This window comes from Paracoccus saliphilus, from assembly GCF_028553805.1.
GTDB lineage: Bacteria > Pseudomonadota > Alphaproteobacteria > Rhodobacterales > Rhodobacteraceae > Paracoccus > Paracoccus saliphilus.
The window spans coordinates 4,320,996-4,341,331 of sequence record NZ_CP067140.1 but is presented as its reverse complement, the minus strand read 5'-3'; the positions used below and the strand labels follow the sequence as shown (position 1 = coordinate 4,341,331).

Annotated in this window: 19 protein-coding genes; 15 read left to right on the top strand and 4 right to left on the bottom strand. The window is 59.2% G+C overall.

Annotated features, from left to right (window positions below; all coding sequences use genetic code 11):
* The first annotated feature begins 56 nt into the window (after positions 1-56).
* From JHX88_RS20810 to JHX88_RS20775, 8 genes are all read left to right on the top strand, one after another.
* Positions 57-758 (top strand): paraquat-inducible protein A, encoded by a 702-nt coding sequence (locus JHX88_RS20810; protein WP_076522802.1) that lies wholly within the window; start codon positions 57-59, stop codon positions 756-758.
* Positions 755-1,447 carry a paraquat-inducible protein A gene (locus tag JHX88_RS20805; protein ID WP_076522185.1) on the top strand — a complete coding sequence of 231 codons (693 nt, stop codon included), beginning with the start codon at positions 755-757 and terminating at the stop codon, positions 1,445-1,447. The genes JHX88_RS20810 and JHX88_RS20805 overlap by 4 nt, the downstream gene beginning before the upstream one ends.
* A complete protein-coding gene (locus JHX88_RS20800) occupies positions 1,444-3,801 on the top strand; it encodes an MlaD family protein (RefSeq protein ID WP_076522184.1) in 2,358 nt (785 codons plus the stop codon). The genes JHX88_RS20805 and JHX88_RS20800 overlap by 4 nt, the downstream gene beginning before the upstream one ends.
* Positions 3,802-3,808: 7 nt before the next feature.
* On the top strand, positions 3,809-4,453 hold the full coding sequence (locus tag JHX88_RS20795; protein WP_272848135.1) for a PqiC family protein: 645 nt from the start codon (positions 3,809-3,811) through the stop codon (positions 4,451-4,453).
* An 86-nt stretch (positions 4,454-4,539) separates the two neighbouring features.
* Positions 4,540-5,454: a thioredoxin family protein gene (locus JHX88_RS20790; protein WP_084202680.1), complete on the top strand. Its 915-nt coding sequence runs from the start codon at positions 4,540-4,542 to the stop codon at positions 5,452-5,454.
* Positions 5,454-6,080, top strand: coding sequence for an LON peptidase substrate-binding domain-containing protein (locus JHX88_RS20785; RefSeq protein ID WP_076522181.1), 627 nt, complete (start codon positions 5,454-5,456; stop codon positions 6,078-6,080). The genes JHX88_RS20790 and JHX88_RS20785 overlap by 1 nt, the downstream gene beginning before the upstream one ends.
* Positions 6,077-6,271, top strand: coding sequence for a Trm112 family protein (locus tag JHX88_RS20780; RefSeq protein ID WP_076522180.1), 195 nt, complete (start codon positions 6,077-6,079; stop codon positions 6,269-6,271). The genes JHX88_RS20785 and JHX88_RS20780 overlap by 4 nt, the downstream gene beginning before the upstream one ends.
* Before the next feature lie 7 nt (positions 6,272-6,278).
* Positions 6,279-6,920, top strand: a complete 642-nt coding sequence (locus JHX88_RS20775) for a rhomboid family intramembrane serine protease (RefSeq protein ID WP_176011371.1) — start codon at positions 6,279-6,281, stop codon at positions 6,918-6,920.
* Positions 6,921-6,974: 54 nt separating this feature from the next.
* On the opposite strand, the gene JHX88_RS20770 is transcribed toward JHX88_RS20775, so the two are convergent.
* The gene (locus JHX88_RS20770) at positions 6,975-8,324 is read right to left on the bottom strand and encodes an MFS transporter (protein ID WP_272848134.1); all 1,350 of its coding nucleotides are present in this window, start codon (positions 8,322-8,324) and stop codon (positions 6,975-6,977) included.
* 123 nt (positions 8,325-8,447) lie between these two features.
* Between JHX88_RS20770 and JHX88_RS20765 the strand changes: the two genes are divergently transcribed.
* From JHX88_RS20765 to carB, 6 genes are all read left to right on the top strand, one after another.
* Positions 8,448-9,233 carry an exodeoxyribonuclease III gene (locus JHX88_RS20765; protein WP_076522178.1) on the top strand — a complete coding sequence of 262 codons (786 nt, stop codon included), beginning with the start codon at positions 8,448-8,450 and terminating at the stop codon, positions 9,231-9,233.
* Between the two features lie 513 nt (positions 9,234-9,746).
* A complete protein-coding gene (locus JHX88_RS20760; RefSeq protein WP_076522798.1) occupies positions 9,747-10,598 on the top strand; it encodes a flagellin in 852 nt (283 codons plus the stop codon).
* An 83-nt stretch (positions 10,599-10,681) separates the two neighbouring features.
* A complete protein-coding gene (gene flaF, locus JHX88_RS20755) occupies positions 10,682-11,047 on the top strand; it encodes a flagellar biosynthesis regulator FlaF (protein WP_076522177.1) in 366 nt (121 codons plus the stop codon).
* Positions 11,044-11,451: a flagellar biosynthesis repressor FlbT gene (gene flbT, locus JHX88_RS20750; protein WP_076522176.1), complete on the top strand. Its 408-nt coding sequence runs from the start codon at positions 11,044-11,046 to the stop codon at positions 11,449-11,451. The genes flaF and flbT overlap by 4 nt, the downstream gene beginning before the upstream one ends.
* The gene (locus tag JHX88_RS20745; protein WP_076522175.1) at positions 11,448-12,257 is read left to right on the top strand and encodes a DUF1217 domain-containing protein; all 810 of its coding nucleotides are present in this window, start codon (positions 11,448-11,450) and stop codon (positions 12,255-12,257) included. The genes flbT and JHX88_RS20745 overlap by 4 nt, the downstream gene beginning before the upstream one ends.
* 119 nt (positions 12,258-12,376) lie before the next feature.
* The gene (carB, locus tag JHX88_RS20740) at positions 12,377-15,715 is read left to right on the top strand and encodes a carbamoyl-phosphate synthase large subunit (RefSeq protein ID WP_076522174.1); all 3,339 of its coding nucleotides are present in this window, start codon (positions 12,377-12,379) and stop codon (positions 15,713-15,715) included.
* Between the two features lie 145 nt (positions 15,716-15,860).
* Here the strand turns inward: carB and JHX88_RS20735 are convergent, their stop codons facing one another.
* From JHX88_RS20735 to JHX88_RS20725, 3 genes are all read right to left on the bottom strand, one after another.
* Positions 15,861-16,910, bottom strand: coding sequence for a quaternary amine ABC transporter ATP-binding protein (locus tag JHX88_RS20735; protein ID WP_076522173.1), 1,050 nt, complete (start codon positions 16,908-16,910; stop codon positions 15,861-15,863).
* 12 nt (positions 16,911-16,922) lie between these two features.
* Positions 16,923-17,972, bottom strand: a complete 1,050-nt coding sequence (locus JHX88_RS20730; RefSeq protein WP_076522172.1) for an ABC transporter permease — start codon at positions 17,970-17,972, stop codon at positions 16,923-16,925.
* 95 nt (positions 17,973-18,067) lie between these two features.
* On the bottom strand, positions 18,068-19,060 hold the full coding sequence (locus JHX88_RS20725) for an ABC transporter substrate-binding protein (RefSeq protein WP_076522171.1): 993 nt from the start codon (positions 19,058-19,060) through the stop codon (positions 18,068-18,070).
* 339 nt (positions 19,061-19,399) lie between these two features.
* On the opposite strand from JHX88_RS20725, the gene JHX88_RS20720 reads away from it, so the two are divergent.
* Positions 19,400-20,308, top strand: coding sequence for a DMT family transporter (locus JHX88_RS20720; protein ID WP_272848133.1), 909 nt, complete (start codon positions 19,400-19,402; stop codon positions 20,306-20,308).
* Positions 20,309-20,336 lie beyond the last annotated feature (28 nt).

The window sequence follows — 20,336 nt, the reverse complement described above, 5'->3', positions numbered from 1 at the left end:
TCATCTGCCAACGTATGCTTGCGCCGATGGATCGCGAGTATATTTTGAAGAGTGTGATGGAAAACGAGGGCAGATACGATCTTCAGACCGGCGAGGGGCTCATGGCCTGCCCGCGCTGCGATGCATTGCATGTCGAAGAAGAGCTGACTGCCGGTGAAAGAGCCCGTTGCATACGGTGCGGAACGGTTCTGGCAAACCCCCGCAGCGGGGCGTTCGTGCAGCTTATCGCATTGGCATTCACCACGATGGTATTGATGATCGGTGCGGTCTTTTTTCCCTTCCTGGAAATTTCCCGGATGGGTATCGGCAATGCCACCTCGCTATTCGGCGTGGCCCTGGCCTTTGCAGATGGGATTTTGCTGCCCTTGGTTCTCGCGGTTCTGATCATGATTGTTGGGCTTCCGGTGCTGCGCTCTTTCCTGCTGCTGTACACGTTGGTGCCGCTTGCCCAGGGCAGACCCGCCCGCCTTCATGCCGCGAGGGCTTTCCGCATATCCGAGCATCTGCGCCCATGGTCGATGGCGGAGATTTTCGTGATCGGCACGTCGGTTGCGCTGGTAAAGGTGGCGGGGCTCGCAAATGTGCATCTTGGCCCGGCTTTCTGGGCCTTCTGTGCACTGATATTCGTCAATCTCGCTTCACGGGGTTTCATGTGCCAGACGACGATCTGGGATGCGATAGAGGATAGCGGTGGCCAGACGGATGGCCGGGAAATGGTCGAGGCACCCAAACCCAAGCCCGAAACGGTGCAGTCATGAGCAGCGCGCCGGAGCTGCATGATGACGGACCTGTCCTGACTGCCCATCGCGCCGGCCTGATCGGCTGCCGCAGCTGTGGCCGGGTCTGGCCCGTCGAACAGACTGTTTGCAAACGTTGTGGCGAACATCTGAGTCCGCCTGACCGGCGGCGGCTGCAATATGTCTGGGCGTGGTTATTTGCGGGGATCATCACCTATATCCCGGCAAATGTCTTCCCGATGATGAGCACCCAGACCTTCGCAGGGCTTCAGGGAAATTCCGAAGCGACCATTCTCGAAGGTGTGCTGGAACTTATTCATCACGGTAGTTACGATATCGCTGCGATCGTGTTCGTCGCCTCGATCATTGTGCCGATCGCGAAATTCGTGGCAATCACCTGGCTGGCACTGGTTGCGGGCAGACCTGCCACGATTGATCAGGCGCATACCAGGCTCAAGGTGTACGAGATTGTCGAGTTTATCGGACGATGGTCCATGATTGACGTTTTCGTGGTGGCGATCCTGTCGGCCCTGGTGCAATTGGGCTTTGTTGCCTCAATTCATCCGGGTCCCGCTGCGGTTTCCTTTGCACTGTCAGTTGCTTTCACGATGCTTTCCGCGCAAAGCTTCGATCCAAGGCTGATCTGGCGGGGGCTTCCGCTGCGTAGCCGCGGTAAAAGTAACGATGATCAGGAAACACAGGCAGAATGAGCGAAACCCAACCGCCGTTGAAACCGGCAAGCCCGGTCCGTAAGACTGCCGTCAGGGCGGCGCAAGCCGGAGTCAATGTGATCTGGCTGGTGCCCATTCTGGCGCTGGTCGTGACACTCGGCGTGGCATGGAATTCCTATTCCAATCGCGGGACCTTGATCGAGGTGGAATTTGCTGATGCGACCGGCATCACGCCAGGTGAAACGGCACTGCGCTTTCGCGAGATCACGGTCGGGCAGGTCGAGTCGGTGAAATTCACATCCGATCTTTCCAGGGTCAGTGTCGAATTGCGTGTCGATCCCGATGTCGCGAAATACATTGATGACGAAGCCAGTTTCTGGATCGTGCGCCCGCAGGTCACGGCACAAGGGGTCACCCGGCTGGATACTGTGCTGAGCGGCGCGTTCATCGAAGGCTATTGGGATTCCAAGGTCAGCAGAAGGCAGACCGAATTTGTCGGCCTGGACCGCCCTCCACTTGTCCGGAGCGATGCCAAGGGCAGTTGGATCATATTGTCGATGGATAGTGCCGACGGTCTGAGCGAAGGTGCCCCTGTATTGTATCGCGGCGTGCAGGTTGGCAGGATGGATAATATTCGTCTGTCCGAAACGGACGACAGGGTAATCGCCAATGCCTTTATCGAGGCGCCGCATGACAAGCGCCTGTCCAGCGCGACCGTATTCTGGGATACATCCGGCTTCTCCCTGTCACTCGGAACGCGAGGGGTTTCGTTTAACGTGAACTCCCTCTCATCGCTCTTGCAGGGCGGTGTCGCTTTCGACACGCTCGTCAGCGGCGGAAAGCCGGTCGAAACGGGTCAAGTCTTCACGGTTCAGCCGGATGAAGATACCGCCCGAAGCAATCTGTTTGTCGAAGACGAATCCAAGCAACTGCATCTGAATGTTCTGGTCGACAATTCCGTAGGTGGATTGGCCAAGGGTTCGGATGTTGAGTTTCTGGGCTTGAAGGTCGGCACGGTCACGGATCTCGCCGTCTATGTGGAGGAGCCGGGCGAGGAAGGGCTTGAACCCGTCACGCTGCAGCAAGTCACGATCGCGGTTTCTCCGAGCCGCATGGGGCTGCCGACAGATGCCACGCCAGAAGATGCGCTGGCATTCCTTCAGGATTCGGTTAGATCTGGGCTACGGGCGCGAGTTGCCAGCACTGGTTTCTTCGGCAGCGCGTTGATGATCGAACTGGTCAATGTTCCAACCGCTCCCGCTGCGGAAATCGATACGGACGCTGAGCCTTATCCAATCATCCCGGCGGTCGAGGGTGACATCTCGGATTTCACGGAAACGGCCGAAGGCTTCATGAGCCGCATCGGGGAACTCCCGATCGAGGAGGTGCTGAAATCCGCGACCGACATGATGAACAGTGTCACCGCCTTGACCAGCTCGCAAGACACGCGGGCGATACCGGAAAGCCTGCGCAAAACCGTCGACGAGGCCCAGACGACACTGACCGATATTCGGGAAATGGTTCAGGAGCTTCGCGATGCGGGCGCGGTTGACAATGCAGGTACGGCGCTCGCCTCGGCCAGTGCGATTACCGATAAGCTGAACACGGCTGCGGACCGCCTGCCGACGATCCTGGAATCGCTGGAAAAAGCGTCGAACTCCGTGCAGGACGTGGATTTCGCTTCGATCGGTGCGCAGCTCGATGCGACCTTGCAGGATCTGCGTGACGTGATCGGAACTCCAGAGGCCGAGGCGCTGCCTGCCAAGATCAGCACCTTGGTGGATACCTTGGACAGTGCCGCGACTCAGATCGATACGCTCGCAGGCGAGATCCAGCAGTCCGGGGCAGGCGCGAACATGGGCAAGATGATCGACGAGGCGACAGCTGCCTTTGAATCGGTCCAGGTAGCGGCCGAGGATGTCCCCGCCATGGTCGATGATATCGAGGAAGTTGCCGCCAAGGCGAATGAGATCGATTTTGCCGCGATAGGGACACAGGTAGAGGGGATACTGACCGATCTGCGTGCCATGCTGGGCAGCGAGGATGCCGAGGCGTTGCCACGCAACCTGTCTGATACGCTGGAGGCTGCGGCGGGCCTGCTGAACGATCTGCGTGACGGAAATGCGGCTGGCAGTCTGAACAACGCGCTGGATTCTGCCAGCGTTGCGGCTGACGAGATTGCAGAAGCGGTGCAGGACCTGCCCGACTTGATCACGCGGCTACAGACAACGGCAGCGCGGGCCGATGCGGTGCTGGCTGCCTATGGCAACCGCTCGGCTTTCAACAGCGAGGCTGTAAACATGTTGCGCGAACTGCGCCGTGCGACGGAATCCTTCGGATCTCTGGCAAGGATGATCGAACGTAATCCGCGCGCCTTTATCTTGGGACGATGATATGACCATGAGACGCATTTCCTCTCGCCAAATTCCCGCCATGCTGTTTCTGGGCGTTGTGCTGGTCCTGTCGGCCTGCTCGAATCCAGAAAAAACAGGCCGGTTCTTGATCGACCCGCCCTCTGTGCAGGCGCAGTTGCCGAACCGGCTAGGAACGGCGGAACTCAAAGACGTATCGCTGCCCGACTATGCCGCCGATCAAGAGGTGATGTGGCAAACCGAAGATGGCGCGGTCCGGTCCAACCCGGACAGTCTGTGGGCGAACAGCCCCAAGCGTGGTTTCACCTTGGCGCTTGCACGCGAGATATCCGATGTCTCGGGCGCAACGGTGATCGGAGAGCCCTGGCCGCTGGCCGAGCCTCCTCAACGCGTGCTGGAGGTCAGGGTAGAGAAGGCGCTGGCGCAGGCGGATGGAATTTATCGGCTGAGCGGACGCTATTTCGTCTCGGACGAAGGCAGCGGGGGCACTAATCACGCCCGCAGCTTCGACATTTCCGTCCCGATGGCCAGCAACCAACCTTCTGCCATCGCCCAGGCGATGTCGCAGGCGATAAGTCAGCTTGCGCAACAGATCGCAGCACTTGGCGGACCAGGGCGGACAATCGCCACCCAGACCCCCGCCGATCCATTCGCGCTGGATCCGATCTTCTGACCGATCGGGGCAATCAACTCTTTTGTTTGCGGCCTTGACCCCCCATATTGCGACCAAACCTAGATACGAGCCGTTTTGGGGGCAAAATGACGATGCTTTTCGATGGTGCGCAGGACGTGCCGCAGACTGGCGATTTCATCCGTGACGTGACCGAAGCCGATTTCATGGCCGAGGTGGTCGAGAAATCCATGGAGGTCCCGGTCGTCGTGGATTTCTGGGCACCGTGGTGCGGTCCATGCAAGACATTGGGGCCTCAGCTCGAGGCCGAGGTGGCGCGGCATAAGGGGCGCGTCCGGATGGCCAAGGTCAATATCGACGAGAACCAGATGATCGCGTCGCAGTTGCGGGTGCAATCCGTTCCAACGGTCTATGCCTTCTTTCAGGGTCGCCCGGTGGATGCCTTTCAGGGTGCAGTTCCACAAAGCCAGATCAAGCAATTCGTTGACAAGCTTGCCGAGCTTGGCGGCGATGATGGCGGGCTGACCGAAGCTTTGGCAGCCGCCGAAACCATGCTCGAGGAAGGTGCCGCTTCCGACGCGATCGAAACCTTCGCCGCCATCATCGGCGAAGAGGCCGAGAATGCCGAGGCATGGGGAGGCTTGATCCGTTCTCATCTGGCGGCAGGCGATGCCGCCGCTGCCGCCTCGACCCTGCAACAGGTTCCGGCCTCGATTGCAGAGGCCGCGCCTATCGAGGCCGCACGGGCGCAACTGCAACTGGCTCAGCAGGCCGAGAGTGCGGGTCCATTGGGCGATCTGCAGGCCAAGGTCGAAGCGAATCCCGACGATCAACAGGCGCGCCTTGAATATGCGCAGGCGCTTCATGCCGCTGGAGAGGTCGAAGAGGCGGTCGAGATCCTGCTGGACAGTTTCCGTCGTGATCGCGACTGGAATGATGGCGCTGCTAAGGCTCAGCTTCTGACGATTTTCGACAGTCTCAAGCCGAATGATCCGATCGGCCAGAAAGGCCGCCGGAGGCTGTCCTCGCTGATCTTTGCGTGATGGGCTTTCGCTTTGATCTGCCCTCGCGGATCGCGCTGTTTCCGCTGTCCGAGGTGGTGATGCTGCCTCGCGCCAAGCTGCCTTTGCATATTTTCGAACCGCGTTATCTGCAGTTGCTGGATGACGCGCTCAAGACCGATCACCGCCTGATCGGCATGATCCAGCCGGACGGAAACGGGCTTGCCGCCATTGGCAGCGCTGGACGTGTCATCGCCTTCTCGGAAAGCGAGGATGGCCGGATGATGATCTCGCTTCGCGCAGTGTCGCGCTTTCGTCTGACGGGGGTAGAGGACGGCTTCACCCCTTATCAACAGGGTCAGGTGGACTGGGCGGGCTTCGAAAGGGATCTCGAGGGGCCCGAAACGGATTCCGAGCTTGACCGTTCCGCATTGCTGGACAAGTTGCGCCGCTATGCCGAAGCATTACAGCTTTCGGCCGACCTGGAATCCGCAGGCAAGGCTACCGACGAAATCCTGATCAACGCATTTTCAATGATGCTCCCCTTTTCATCCGGTGAAAAGCAGGCCTTACTGGAGGTCCGAACCCTGACCGAACGCCGTGTGCTGTTGGAAGGGCTGATCGACTATGCGCTGCATGGCGGCGAAAACGAAGAACCTATGCAATGACTGACACCCCCACCCCTCAATTCGACCGCCATATGCTGGAGGCGCTGGTCTGTCCGGTCACCCATGCGGCGCTGCATTACGATGCCGAGCGGCAGGAACTGGTGTCGAAAACCGCCGGCCTCGCCTTTCCGATTCATGCGGGTATCCCGGTCATGCTGATCGATGAGGCTCGGCAGATCAAGGCGGACTGACGGCACGATGACTCAGGCTCGACCCAGCCTTCCTTACTGGATGATCGCGCTCATCCTTGTCTGTTGCGTGATCGAGGCGGGCCTCTGGCTCGCCCCGATGCTGGGATATGGCGGGGCGCGGGTCGCGGTGAACCTCGCAGGGGGATTCTGGTCGCCGCTGCTCTGGCGCGGTGGCGGGCTTTATTCCGGCCAGCCGGTGCTGATGTTCCTGACATATGGCCTGCTGCATGGCGGTCTGGCCCATCTGGCCATGAACATGTTCTCGCTTGCCGCTGTAGGGCGAGAGCTGGCACGTTTCCTGCGGCCCTTGCCAATGTTTGTCGTCTACCTCGTTTCGCAAATCGCCGCAGGCCTGCTTTTCGCCCTGATGTCCCCGTCGCCGGGTCCGATGGTCGGCGCGTCGGGGGCGATCTTCGGCATTGCCGGCGCGCTGATCGGGCAGGCCATCAAGTGGCGGCGCGGCCGCGGCATGTCGATGCGACCGATCTGGCGGGCCGTGCTGATCATCGGCGGGCTGAATATCGCCCTGACCCTGCTGGTTCCGCAAATCGCCTGGCAGGCCCATCTGGGCGGAATTATCGCCGGATTCGCGATGGGACTGCTTTTGCCACTCAAACGTGATCGTTTTGGGCTGGGCGCGTTTCGCTAGACAGGTCCCGGCAGGCGGACCTGTTTGCCACCTGCCGCAACGATCGAAGCTTGCCTACCCGATGGCCTGATCCCGAGTTTCCGTCTTGATCAGCATCAGCGCCGCAGCGCCCAGAAGCAGCAGGACGGCGAATACCCCGATGGCAAAGCCGAAGCCGCGGGCAAAGGCTACGGCCAGCAGGCTTGGCGCAAGGATACCCCCCAACCTCGCCATGGCGCTCGCGGTTCCCATGCCGGTGCCGCGCAGATTGGTCGGGTAGAGTTCTGGCGTGAAGGCGTAAAGCGCGCCCCATGTTCCCAGCAACGCAAAGCTCATCAGGATCAGCGAGGCGGCGATCAGTCCGGTCGAATCCGCGATGGTGAACAGAAAGCACCCCACCGCGCTGAGCAGCAGGAAACCCATCAATGTGCTGCGGCGGCCGATTGCCTCGACTCCCCAGGCGGCCAGCGCGTAGCCGGGGATCTGCGCAAGGGCGAGGACCACCAGAAAGCCAAAGCCCCGTACGAAGCCGAAGCCTTCGGTTGCCAACTGCCCCGGCACCCAGATGAAAACGCCGTAATAGGATAGCGAGACAAGGAACCAGACCGCCAGTACGCCAAGGGTACGGCTGCGCAAGGCAGGCGCGAAGATCGAGCGCTCCGCCGAGGCCGGAACCGGTGCCGGAACGATCTGAACATCGTCACCAAGCGTCTCTGCGCCATTGGCCGTCAAGACACGGTTGATCACCCGCCGTGCTTCTGGCTGACGCTTGTTTCGGATCAGAAACATCGGAGATTCAGGCACCCACAGGCGTAACCAGAACCCGATCAGCGCCGGTAGCGCCGCGATGGCGAATATCCAGCGCCATGCCGCGGGCGCCCCCATCGTGACAGCGATCCATGCCGTCAATGCGATCACTATGGTGCCGACCGCCCAGAAGCCCTCCAGCCAGACCAGCCAACGGCCACGGTTTCTGGGCGGCAGGAACTCGGCCATCATGGCGTAGTCGACGGGCAATGTGCCGCCGACCGCGATGCCGGTCAGAAAACGCAGTGCCAGCAGGAAGGTGAAATCATTCGCGAAGACCGAGGCGAGGCCGAACACCGCATCCATCGCCACGGTAAACAGAAGGACATTGCGCCGTCCGATCCGGTCGGCCAGCCGCCCAAAGCCGAATGCTCCGACGAACATGCCCAGGAAGAACAATGTGCCGATCTGTAGCGCGGTGACCCGATCAAGCCCGAACGTGGCCGCGACGCTTGGTGCAGCAAAGCCGACCGCGATCACCTGCATCGCATCCGCCGCCCAGACCAGCCCAAAGATCGCCAGTAGCCGCCATTGAAAGCGCCCGATTCCGCCCTGCGCCAGAGCGTCGTCCACGGTCATTTGCATAATCTGCTCTCCGGCCTCGATAACGTCACGCATGCTTAGCCGCAGCGCCCGCTTTCACCAAGAGTGCATCTTGCCGAAAAACCGGAATCCGTCAGGTCAGTGCGGCTCGACATGCCTTGGCGTCACGGCTAGGCTCTGTCGCAAAGGAGCCTGCCCATGTTCACACTCGCCACCTGGAACATCAATTCGGTCCGCCTGCGTGAGGGCCTTGTCGCAAGGCTGCTGCGCGAGGAAAGCCCCGATGTCCTTTGCCTGCAAGAGTGCAAATCCCCGGTCGAGAAAATCCCGTTGGAGGCATTCCGGGAACTGGGCTACGAACATATTGTCGCGCGCGGGCAAAAGGGTTACAACGGCGTCGCCATACTGTCGCGCCTGCCGATCGAGGATGCAGGTGATCGCGACTACGCGGGGCTCGGACATGCACGGCACGTTGCGGCCCGGATGGAGAATGGGGTGGTCATCCACAACATGTATATCCCGGCGGGTGGCGACATCCCCGACCGCGAGCAGAACGAGAAATTCGGGCAGAAGCTGGATTTCGTGGCCGAGATGCGGGACGTCTTTCACGCCGACCGGCCAAAGCGTTCGATCATGGTCGGCGATTTCAACATCGCCCCGCGCGAGGATGACGTCTGGTCGCACAAGCAGCTTCTCAAGGTCGTCAGCCACACGCCGATCGAGGTCGAGCATCTTCTGGAGGCGCAGGCCGCGGGCGAATGGGTCGATATCACCCGCAAGGACATTCCCGAAGGGCAGCTCTATTCCTGGTGGAGCTATCGTGCCCGGGACTGGGATGCCGCCGATAAGGGCCGACGGCTGGACCACATCTGGGCCAGCGGCGATATTGCCAATGCGGGGCATGGCAGCCGGGTGCTGCGGGATGTGCGGGGCTGGGAAAAGCCCAGTGACCACGCGCCGGTCTTCGCCAGTTTCGATCTGTAAATTCGATCAATTTTGAATCGAATGACGGCTACTTTCCTGCCCGATCACGCCTGCGGCCGGTCGGGACGATTTCAGGAAATTTGCCGCGCAACGCACGCTGCCTGTGTACGCTCTGTGTACAGGTTGTGCACATTCCGTGCACGGGCTGTGCAGCCAAAAACCCAGTAATTACAGGCCACTTCGCATGTCGCATCATGCTTGCTGCGCAACGGCGGCGCGCGTTGCCGTTGCGTTGAAATATTGTTCGCCCAGTCGGGGGGAACTTTTTTGCGCCTGATATTCGCATGAGTAAAATTCTGCGTTCCGTTTCGGACGCGCCGACGCATTGGAATTGAGTAAAATCTTAGACGAAGGATGTTTGTAACTCGCCGCCCATTTGGCTTTTATAAACCTCGCGCAGTCAGAAATATATCCACACGAAACTGCGTGTGAGTAGAAATTCCATGCCGGTCAGAAGACCACTTCAAAATGAACCCGCGGCGAAAAAATCGCCGCAATCAAATGGAGGTCCATATGACCAGCATTCTGACCAATAACGGTGCTATTGTCGCACTGCAAACCCTGAAGATGACCAACAAGAATCTGGAAATGACCCAGAATGAGATTTCGACCGGAAAAAAGGTTGGATCTGCAAAGGACAGCTCTTCTGTCTGGGCGATCTCGAAGATCATGGAATCGGATGAATCCTCGTTTCGCGCCATTCAGGACAGCCTGAATGTCGCTGCCACCACGGTGGGCACGGCGCTCGCCGGTGCGGAAGAAATCGAAAAAACCCTCAAGGAGATGAAGGATCTTCTGTCGCGGGCGGGTAGCACCGGCTTCGATTTTGTAAAGACCGAAGAGGAACTTGCTCAGAAAACGACGCACATCACGAACATTATCGCTAGCTCTCAGCAGAGCGGTGTGAATCTTCTGAAGGATACAGTTGACGGCACCAACAAAGAGTTCGTGGTTATCTCGGCCTTGGATCGTACTTCGGGGACCGTGGCGACAACGGCCTCGAAAATTACGGTATCCGCGATCGATTTCACGACTAATCTCGATGTTTCGGGTCGCACGAAACTCACGGCGAACTCTACAGCTGATAATGTTGCCACCGCAATCGGGGAACTTGACGCCTTCATCGATACCGCGACGAAAGGAGCTGCCACTCTTGGCGCGGCAGCGAAGCGGATCGAATCTCAGTCGAACTTTGTCGGCAAGCTGGCGGATTCGCTACAAGCCGGTGTAGGGTCGCTGGTCGATGCGAACCTCGAAGAAGCTTCGGCGCGCCTGCAGGCCCTTCAGGCCCAGCAGCAGCTTGGCATTCAGGCTCTTTCGGTCGCCAACCAGGCGCCGCAATCGGTCTTGTCCTTGTTCCGCTAAGTCCATCCACAATAACAATTTTCGGGGCGCTCGTGTATATCTGCGCCCCGGATTCTCGAAGCAAATGACAGGGAACCGGGCTATTGAACGCTTTAGCATTTAACCACCAGCAGGGCTATGGAAATAGTGTGGTCCGCTCCTCTCGCGATAGCGAGTACGCTGTATTCTCGCGCGTAACCCGAATGCTGCGGCAATCCATCGTCAGCGGCGATGCCAGGGCCCGGATAGAGGCGGTGGATAAGAATAACCAACTATGGACGATACTTGCCGCTGATCTTGCATCTGAAGGCAACGCCTTGCCCGATGAATTGCGTGCCAATCTTTTGTCATTGGCGGATTTTTCGTTGCGTCACGGTCATGCCGTGCTGGCCCGTAAGGCCACAGTAGATGCGCTGATCGACGTCAACATGTCCATCATGAAGGGATTGAGGGGCAAGGTTGGTCAATGAGCGGGCTTATTCTCAAACTTGGACCGAATGAACGTATTCTGATTAACGGTGCCGTTATCCAGAACGGTGATCGCCGGACAAAATTCTCGATCAAGACGCCGAATGCGCATGTGCTGCGCTTGAAGGATGCCATTCACCCTGACATGGCGAATACGCCGGTTTCTCGCACCTGCTATATCGCGCAGCTCATTCTCTCCGGCGACGCTGAACCCAATAAAGGCCGGCATCAACTTCTGGTTGCCATTGAACAACTAAGCCAGGTCTTCGAAGATACTGATAGCCGCAATATCCTGTCGCTGGCCACTGATCACGCGATTGCGGGAAATGCCTATCAGGCCTTGCGTCAACTAAAAAAGCTACTTCCCCGTGAGGCTCGCCTCTTCGCTGCGGGAGAACAAGGATGACACCGATATCAGTTGGACTTGGCGGAATTGCGGGATGGAAAGTCCTGCAGCGCATGGAAGGACGCCAAAAGGAAATCCTGGCCAGAAGTCCAGCCATACAGCGTCAGACCGGCCATTTCCGTGATCGCCTGGAAATCACAGGCACAGCCGAGGAACTTGTAGGTGACTATCGGATGTTAAGCGTCGCCTTGGGCGCCTTCGGTTTGCATGACGACATCGGCAACAAGGCATTTATTAAGAAGGTTTTGGAATCCGATCTGGATGATCGCAAGTCTCTTGCAAATCGCCTTTCCGACAAACGCTATTTCCGGCTTGCCGAAGCTTTTGGTTTCCATGACCGCAAGACGCAAACCGAACATCTGAACCGCGAGCAAAAACAGGCCCCTGAGTCGGATCTTGCTGATCGGATCTCCAATGCCTTTCTGGACAGGGAGTTCGAACGTCGCGTCGGGCTTGGCGATGAATTCTTGCGTCTCGCCTTGAACGCGCAGCGCGAGATAGGATCGTTTGGCTCTCGCGATTCGAGCGATAAGACCCTGTGGTACGAGGTTCTAGGCAGCCCTCCCCTGCGGAAGGTATTTGAAGCGGCCTTTGGTTATGGAGTCCAATTCGGCAAGCTACCCGTCGATCGTCAGGTGACGGAGGTGATGAAAGGAGCAGAACGGCTGTTTGGCAGCAGTTCCTTCAAAACCATTGCTGAACCCGAAAATACCGATAAGCTCATCCGGAACTTCCTGGTCAGGTCCGAGATAGCGACGACCGCAAGCCAAAACCGTTTCAGCGCCGCACTGGCTTTGTTGTCGTAAGAACGCGAGATTGGCCAGACAATCCTGTGTCTGGACGGATCAGACCTTGCGTCCGAGCCACGCATGGATATAACCCCGAGCGATTTGCGCAAATCCATGAAAAGCCCGGAGGCACGACCATGCCAAAAAGAACCGATATCAAATCGATCCTGATCATCGGCGCCGGACCCATCGTCATCGGGCAGGCTTGCGAGTTTGATTATTCTGGCGCACAGGCCTGCAAGGCACTGCGCGAGGAAGGTTACCGGGTCGTTCTGGTCAACTCGAACCCCGCCACGATCATGACCGATCCGGAGATGGCGGACGCAACCTATATCGAACCTATCACTCCGGAGATCGTCGAAAAGATCATCGCCAAAGAACGGCCTGACGCACTCTTGCCGACCATGGGCGGTCAAACCGGGCTGAATACCGCTTTGGCGCTGGCCGACTCGGGAGCGCTGAACCGCTACGGTGTAGAGCTGATCGGCGCGCAACGATCGGCGATCGAGATGGCAGAGGACCGCAAACTGTTCCGCGAGGCGATGGATCGGATCGGGCTGGAAAACCCCCGTGCGACGATCATTGCCGCGCCCAAGCTGGCAAGCGGAAAACACGACATATCCGCAGGTGTTGCGTCGGCGATGGAGGCGTTGGAAGAGATCGGTCTGCCCGCCATCATTCGCCCTGCCTATACCCTGGGCGGGACGGGCGGCGGCGTGGCCTATAACCGCGACGATTATGAGCGGATCGTGCGTTCGGGTCTTGATGCATCGCCCGTCGCGCAGGTTCTGATCGACGAAAGCCTGCTAGGTTGGAAAGAATACGAGATGGAAGTTGTGCGCGACCGCAACGACAACGCCATCATCGTCTGCTCGATCGAGAATGTCGATCCGATGGGCGTCCATACCGGCGATTCCATCACCGTCGCCCCGGCTCTGACCCTGACCGATCGCGAATATCAGCGGATGCGGAATGGCAGTATTGCGGTGCTGCGCGAGATCGGAGTCGAGACCGGCGGCTCGAACGTGCAATGGGCCGTCAATCCAGAGGATGGGCGCATGGTGGTGATCGAGATGAACCCGCGGGTCAGCCGTTCATCCGCGCTGGCTTCCAAGGCCACGGGATTCCCAATCGCCAAGATCGCCGCGAAATTGGCCGTCGGCTACACGCTGGATGAGCTGGACAACGACATCACCAAGGTGACTCCGGCCAGTTTCGAGCCGTCCATCGACTATGTCGTGACGAAGATACCGCGTTTTGCCTTTGAGAAATTCCCCGGCTCCAAGCCAGAACTGACGACCGCGATGAAATCGGTCGGAGAAGTGATGGCGATTGGCCGCAGCTTCCATGAATCGCTTCAAAAGGCGCTGACCTCGATGGAGAACGGCCTGACCGGCCTGGACGAGATCACCATTGAAGGTGCAGCCGAACAGGGCAAACCCGCCATCATTGCGGCTCTGTCTAAACAGACACCTGACCGGTTGCGTGTCATTGCCGAGGCGATGCGTTTTGGCCTGACCGATGACGAGATACAGCGCATCACCCATTTCGATCCCTGGTTCCTGTCGCGTCTGCGCGAGATCGTGGATGCGGAAACGCGCATTCGCGAATTCGGTCTGCCCGAGGAGGCGGAAGATCTTCGCAACCTCAAGATGATGGGCTTCACCGATGCCCGTCTCGCCATCCTGACCGGTCGGGACGAGGCCGATATCCGCCATGCCCGGACATCGCTGGATATTCGCCCGGCCTTCAAACGCATCGATACATGCGCGGCGGAATTCGAGGCGCAGACTCCCTATATGTATTCCAGCTATGAAACTCCTGCGATGGGCGAGGTGGAATGCGAATCCCGACCGACTGACGCAAAGAAGGTGGTCATTCTCGGTGGCGGTCCGAACCGTATCGGCCAAGGGATCGAGTTTGACTATTGCTGCTGTCACGCCTGTTTCGCCCTGACCGGCGCAGGTTACGAGACGATCATGGTCAATTGTAACCCCGAGACGGTCAGCACCGATTACGATACTTCGGACCGGCTCTATTTCGAACCGCTGACGCTGGAGCATGTCCTTGAAATCCTGCGTGTCGAGCAGGAGAACGGCACCCTGCATGGCGTCATCGTCCAGTTCGGCGGTCAAACCCCGCTGAAACTTGCCAATGCGCTGGAGGACGAAGGAATCCCGATCCTTGGTACCACTCCCGACGCGATCGACCTGGCTGAGGACCGGGAACGTTTCCAGCGACTTCTGAACGATCTGAATCTCAAGCAACCCATAAATGGCATCGCTCGCAGTGATGCCGAAGCCATCGCGATTGCCCAAAAGATCGGTTTCCCGCTGGTGATCCGTCCCTCCTATGTTCTCGGAGGCCGCGCGATGGAGATCGTGCGGGACATGGACCACCTGAAGCGCTACATCACCGAAGCCGTCACCGTTTCAGGCAGGAATCCGGTTCTGCTGGACAGCTATCTGACCGGCGCGATCGAGGTCGATGTGGATGCCCTCAGCGATGGCGAGAATGTTCATGTTGCTGGCATCATGGAGCATATCGAGGAGGCTGGCGTGCATTCGGGCGATTCGGCCTGCTCGTTGCCGCCGCACACGCTGGACGCCGCGACGATTGCCGAACTCAAGCGCCAAACTGTCGCCATGGCCCGCGCTCTTCATGTCGTCGGATTGATGAATGTGCAATTCGCACTGAAAGATGGCGAGATCTATGTGCTGGAAGTGAATCCGCGCGCGTCCCGTACCGTCCCCTTCGTGGCGAAGGCAACGGACAGCGCCATTGCCTCCATTGCCGCCCGTCTGATGGCCGGAGAGCCTATATCGAATTTCGCCACCCGCGATCCCTATCCTGAAGGTGTCGGCCCCGAGGACGATTTGCCTTTTGCCGATCCCCTGACATTGGCCGATCCGAACACACCCTGGTTCTCGGTCAAGGAGGCGGTGATGCCGTTCGCACGCTTCCCCGGTGTGGACACATTGCTCGGCCCCGAGATGCGCTCCACGGGCGAGGTGATGGGTTGGGACCGCAACTTCCCGCGCGCGTTTCTCAAGGCGCAACTTGGGGCGGGCACCAACTTGCCGCATGAAGGGCGCGTCTTCATCTCGATCAAGGATGCCGACAAGACCGAAGCGATGGCGGCTGCCGCCCGTGATCTGGTCGAGATGGGCTTTCAAATCGTCGCGACCAGCGGCACAGAGGATTTCCTTGCCGCCAATGGCGTGAAGGCGCAGGGCGTGAACAAGGTTTATGAGGGCCGGCCGAACATTGTGGACAGGCTGAAGAATGGTGAGATCACCATGGTCCTGAATACGACAGAGGGTGCACAAGCCATTGCGGATTCACGCGAAATTCGTGCCGTCGCCCTTTATGACAAGATCCCTTATTTCACGACAGCGGCAGGCAGCATCGCTGCAGTCGCGGCCATCAAGTCGCGCGAAGAGGGGGAGGTCGGGGTTCGGAGCTTGCAGGCCTGAAGTCCCGGGTTTTCCGAACCAAGGGGCGACAAGCATCGCCCCTTCTTCTTTGTCCAAATATCTCGGGGGTCGCTGGTTCGAGAACCAGCCGGCGACGGGGGCAGTGTCCCCGGCCACAGCAGGGACGCGATCAGGCCGCCTCGCTTCAGCTCCGCGCGGTCTCGCGCGAGGCTTGGCGTGGGACGAGAGCACGCATGATGGCGGACATTTCCAGAGAGCCGACCGCCTCGCCATCCCGCACGACCCGATATCGCCGGTCCAATGCGCCCTCGGCCATGGCGATGACGCTTTCGAGATTGTCATTGTGGTCGATCTCTCCCGAGACCTCGCCCTCAGGGGGGCTTTCTTCCATGATGGACCGCACTCGCAGCACGCGCGCGCGGTTAATGTCACTCACGAAATCCTCGATATAGGGATCGGCCGGCTTCAGCAGGATATGCTGCGGCTCGTCCTGCTGGATCACTGCTCCATCCTTGAGAATTACAAGGTGGTCTGCCAGCTTCAGCGCCTCGTCCAGGTCATGGGTGATGAAGACGATGGTCTTGTGCAGTTCCGCCTGTAATTCGATCAGCAGGTCCTGCATATCGGTGCGGATCAGCGGATCGAGTGCCGAGAACGCTTCATCCATCAGCATGATCCCGGAATTCGAGGTTAGCGCGCGCGCGATCCCCACCCGTTGCTGCATCCCGCCCGAAAGCTGATGCGGATAATGTCCGCCATACCCCTCAAGCCCGACACGATCCAGCCAGTGACTGGCGTCGGCCTCGAACTCGCGGCGGGTAATGCCGCGTGTGGCCAGCGCCATGCCCGCATTCTCCAGCACCGTGCGATGCGGCAGCAGGGCGAATTTCTGGAACACCATCGACATGGTCTCGCGCCGCAGCCTGCGCAGCTTGGCTTCATCCCATGTCAGGATATTCTCGCCATCTACCAGAACCTCGCCGGCGGTCGGCTCGATCAACCGGTTGAGGTGGCGGATCAAGGTGGACTTGCCCGAACCTGACAGCCCCATGATGACGGTGATCCTGCCCTCGTGAATATCGACATTGATATCGCTGAGTCCGAGCACATGGTTGTGTTTGTCCAGCAGTTCTGGCTTGCCCATTCCTGCCTGCACATCGATCAGCGCCGCCTGAGGCGAGTCACCGAAGATTTTGTAGAGGTTTCGGATGGAAATCTTGACCTGATCGTTCATATCCGACCCTCCTTACCGTTTTGCCTGGCTGGCATCGATACGGGCCAGTGACGCCTTGGTCACACGGTCCAGCATGATTGCCAGCAGCACGATGCCAAAGCCCGCTACAAGGCCGACGCCCAGTTCGAGGCTGCGGATACCACGCAGAACCAGCACGCCAAGCCCGGGGGCCGAAACGAGTGATGCAATGACCACCATGGCGAGGCTCATCATGATGGTCTGGTTCACGCCCGCCATGATATTGGGCAGCGCCAGCGGGATCTGAACGCCGAACAGCTTTTGATGGTTGGTCATGCCAAAAGCGTCGGCGGCCTCGATCACGTCCTTGTCGACGAGCCGTATTCCCAGGTCGGTCAGCCGGATCACAGGCACGATCGCGTAGAGGATAATCGCAATACCGTAGAGCTTTGGCTCGGTCACAGAGAACAGGAAGATCAGCGGGATCAGGTAGACGAAAGGCGGCAGTGTCTGCAGCATATCGAGGATCGGGATGACGATACGTTGCAACTTGTTGCTGCGCGACATGGCGATGCCGATGGGCACGCCGAAAAGGACGCAGATGAAGGCGCAGACAAAGATGATCGCCAGCGTCTGCATCGCCGCATTATAGTGATCCACAAAGGCCAGCAACGCTAGCGAGATTGCCACGAAGATCACGACACGCCATGACTTGCTGACCAGCCAGGTGACTGCCAGCAACAGCGGAATCATGATCCACCAGGGCGTATTGGTCATCAGGTCAAGGCTTTCCCGCAGCATCCAGCTTAGTGGCTGCGTTACCGGATCGATCACCACCCGCAGCGCGTCACGCATCGACAGGAAGCCTCGCTCCAGCCCCAGAGTCAGGTCGCGCGATTCCGGAATGGCTCCGCAGGCGTTGTGCAGCGCATCGAGCGACGGGAAAGGCAAATCCCAAAGCGAAGCGCTATCACCTCCGCCACCTGATTCTCCTCTGCTACGGGCCAGCAATTCGGCCATCGACATCGGGCCTTCGCCGCTCCCGCCGCCATCGCACCATTCCCGCAGTCCCAGACTGTCGAATACGCCATCATATGTTGCCATGAAACTCCCGGGCCGCCTGCCCGTCCACCTTGACAGATTGCAAAGGACGGCGCCGACCCCCGACGCCGTCCTCCCTTCTCATCGGATGATTCCGATCAGTCTTGTTCAACCAGCGTCGAAAGTTTTTCGCGCGCGGCATCAGACAACCAGTCCTGCCACTCGTCGGGGTTTTCGGTGATGTAATGCACCGCGACTTCCTCGGCAGAGGCCGAGTTCTCGTCCTGCCAGGCCAGCAGACCGCTCATGGTTTCTGTCTTGAAACTCATGTTGCGGAAGAACTCGGTGATTTCCGGGTTGCTTTCCACGAATTCCGTGGTGGCCGAGGTCAGGATCGGCGCGGCCGGGAAATCCGAGACCTGCGGATCGGGCGTATCCGGATTCTGCAGCGGCTCGAACTTCGCTTCGTCATATTCGCCCAACTTCACGCGGGTCATGTCGTATTTGCCCATCGGCACGGTCGGACCCCAGTAATAGCCGAACCATGGCTCGCCATCGGTAGAAGCGGCACCCATCGACGAGGCCAGCGTTTCGCCGGAACCGTGGTTGAACACTTCGATGCCGGACTCTTCCAGATTCAATGCGCGTACGAGATTGTCGCTCACCACCCGGCAGCCCCAGCCATCGGGACAGTTATTAAAGCGCCCGCCGACCAGGTCGGGATTTTCCATGATCCCTTCGATGGTGGTCAGTTCGGGATGTTCCTCGGCCATGGCGGTGGTGACCCACCATCCTTCGATCCCGCCGGGGTCCAGAACGCTGGTCAGGCGCTCCATCTTGCCTTCGTCTTCCAGCTTCGTATAGGCGTCGCCGGCCGAGTTGAGCCACAGGTTGGTGACGACGTCGGGTTCGCCATTCTCCGCGACCGAGGTGATCGCGGGGATGGTATCGGATTTCACCAACGAAACGTTGCAGTCATAGCCCTGTTCCAGCATGAACTTGGCGACTTCCGTGGTCACCTCGGCGGCGGCCCAGTTCATTTGCGCGATGGAAACATCGCCGCACTGGCTATCGCCTTCCTGCGCATTCGCGGGGAGTGAGAAAAAGCATCCGGCCGCGGCAATCGCGGCGATCGAGGTCATTCTGAGCATGATCTATCCTTCAGCTTGTCATGATACTGATGGCCGGACGCAGCGATGTGCCGCTGTCCGGTCGGTGAAAACGGTAGGAGGAGGATACCACAAAACCCGGCGCGGCCGTTTGCCGCGTCAAAGCGCCTTGAAGCACTTGAGAGCTGTTATGATCTCTCTCGGCCATTATTTGCCGATTAGCACGGGGTAGACTGAAAGGCAACCTGACCGAGGCAGGCGACGGCGATCTTTGACCGACATGCGGTAATGCAAGGCATTGAGAGTGCTTCGCAAATTTTAATCCGAAACAGATCCTGACCTCCTCGCAGGGCTATGCTATCGCTCGGGCCAGGAGGGTCCATGATCGAGACAATGCCAAGGGATACCGGGCGGGACGCCCGCGAGGGAATGCTGGCCATGATTGCGGCGATGGGGCTGCTGCCGGTGGGTGACGCCATTGCCAAGCTGCTGACCGGGATTGCCTCGCCCTTCGAGGTGAGCGTCTGGCGCATCGCGATGCAGGCGTTGTTCTTCCTACCCGTCGCGATCCTGTGGCGGCACCGTCTCAGGGGCGCGCTGCTGTCATGGCCGGCGTTGATCTCGGGTGCCCTCTTCGCGGTGACGATGATTTGCCTGGTCAGCGCTTTTCAAAAGATGCCTATAGCGACGGCCATCGCGATCTTCTTCATCGAACCCTTGCTGCTGACCCTGCTAGCGTGGCCATTTCTGGGCGAGCGGCCAGGACCTCGCCGCTTCGTGGCAGTTGGCGTGGGTTTGATCGGTGCGCTGATCGTGATCCGCCCGAATTTTGCGATCTTCGGACCCGTAGCGCTGTTTCCGGTAGGCGCGGCCATCGCCTATGCGTTGAACATGATCCTGCTACGCCATGCAACTCGCGATCATTCGGCTTTGACACTTCAAATTGGGGCGACGTTTTGCGCGGCGATCGGGCTGTGCGTCCTTTATGCGGGCAGCATGATGCTGGGTCAGAAGGCCACATCGTTGACCGAGGCCCCCCGCTGGATATTCCCGGCCCTGATCTGCGCGGGCGGGCTGCTGGCGCTGACCTTCCTTCTGATTACCCATGCCTTCAGCAAGGTCGAGGCCAGCTTGCTGGCACCTTTCCAATATCTCGAGATCGTTGGCGCGACCATCGTGGGGCTGGTCGTCTTCGGCGATTTTCCCGATGCGCTGACATGGTTGGGAACCGCGATCATTCTTGGTTCGGGTATCTATGTCTTTCACCGAGAGCGACAGGCCGGGAGCTAGCCAAGAAACAAGAAACCGGCGCGACTCT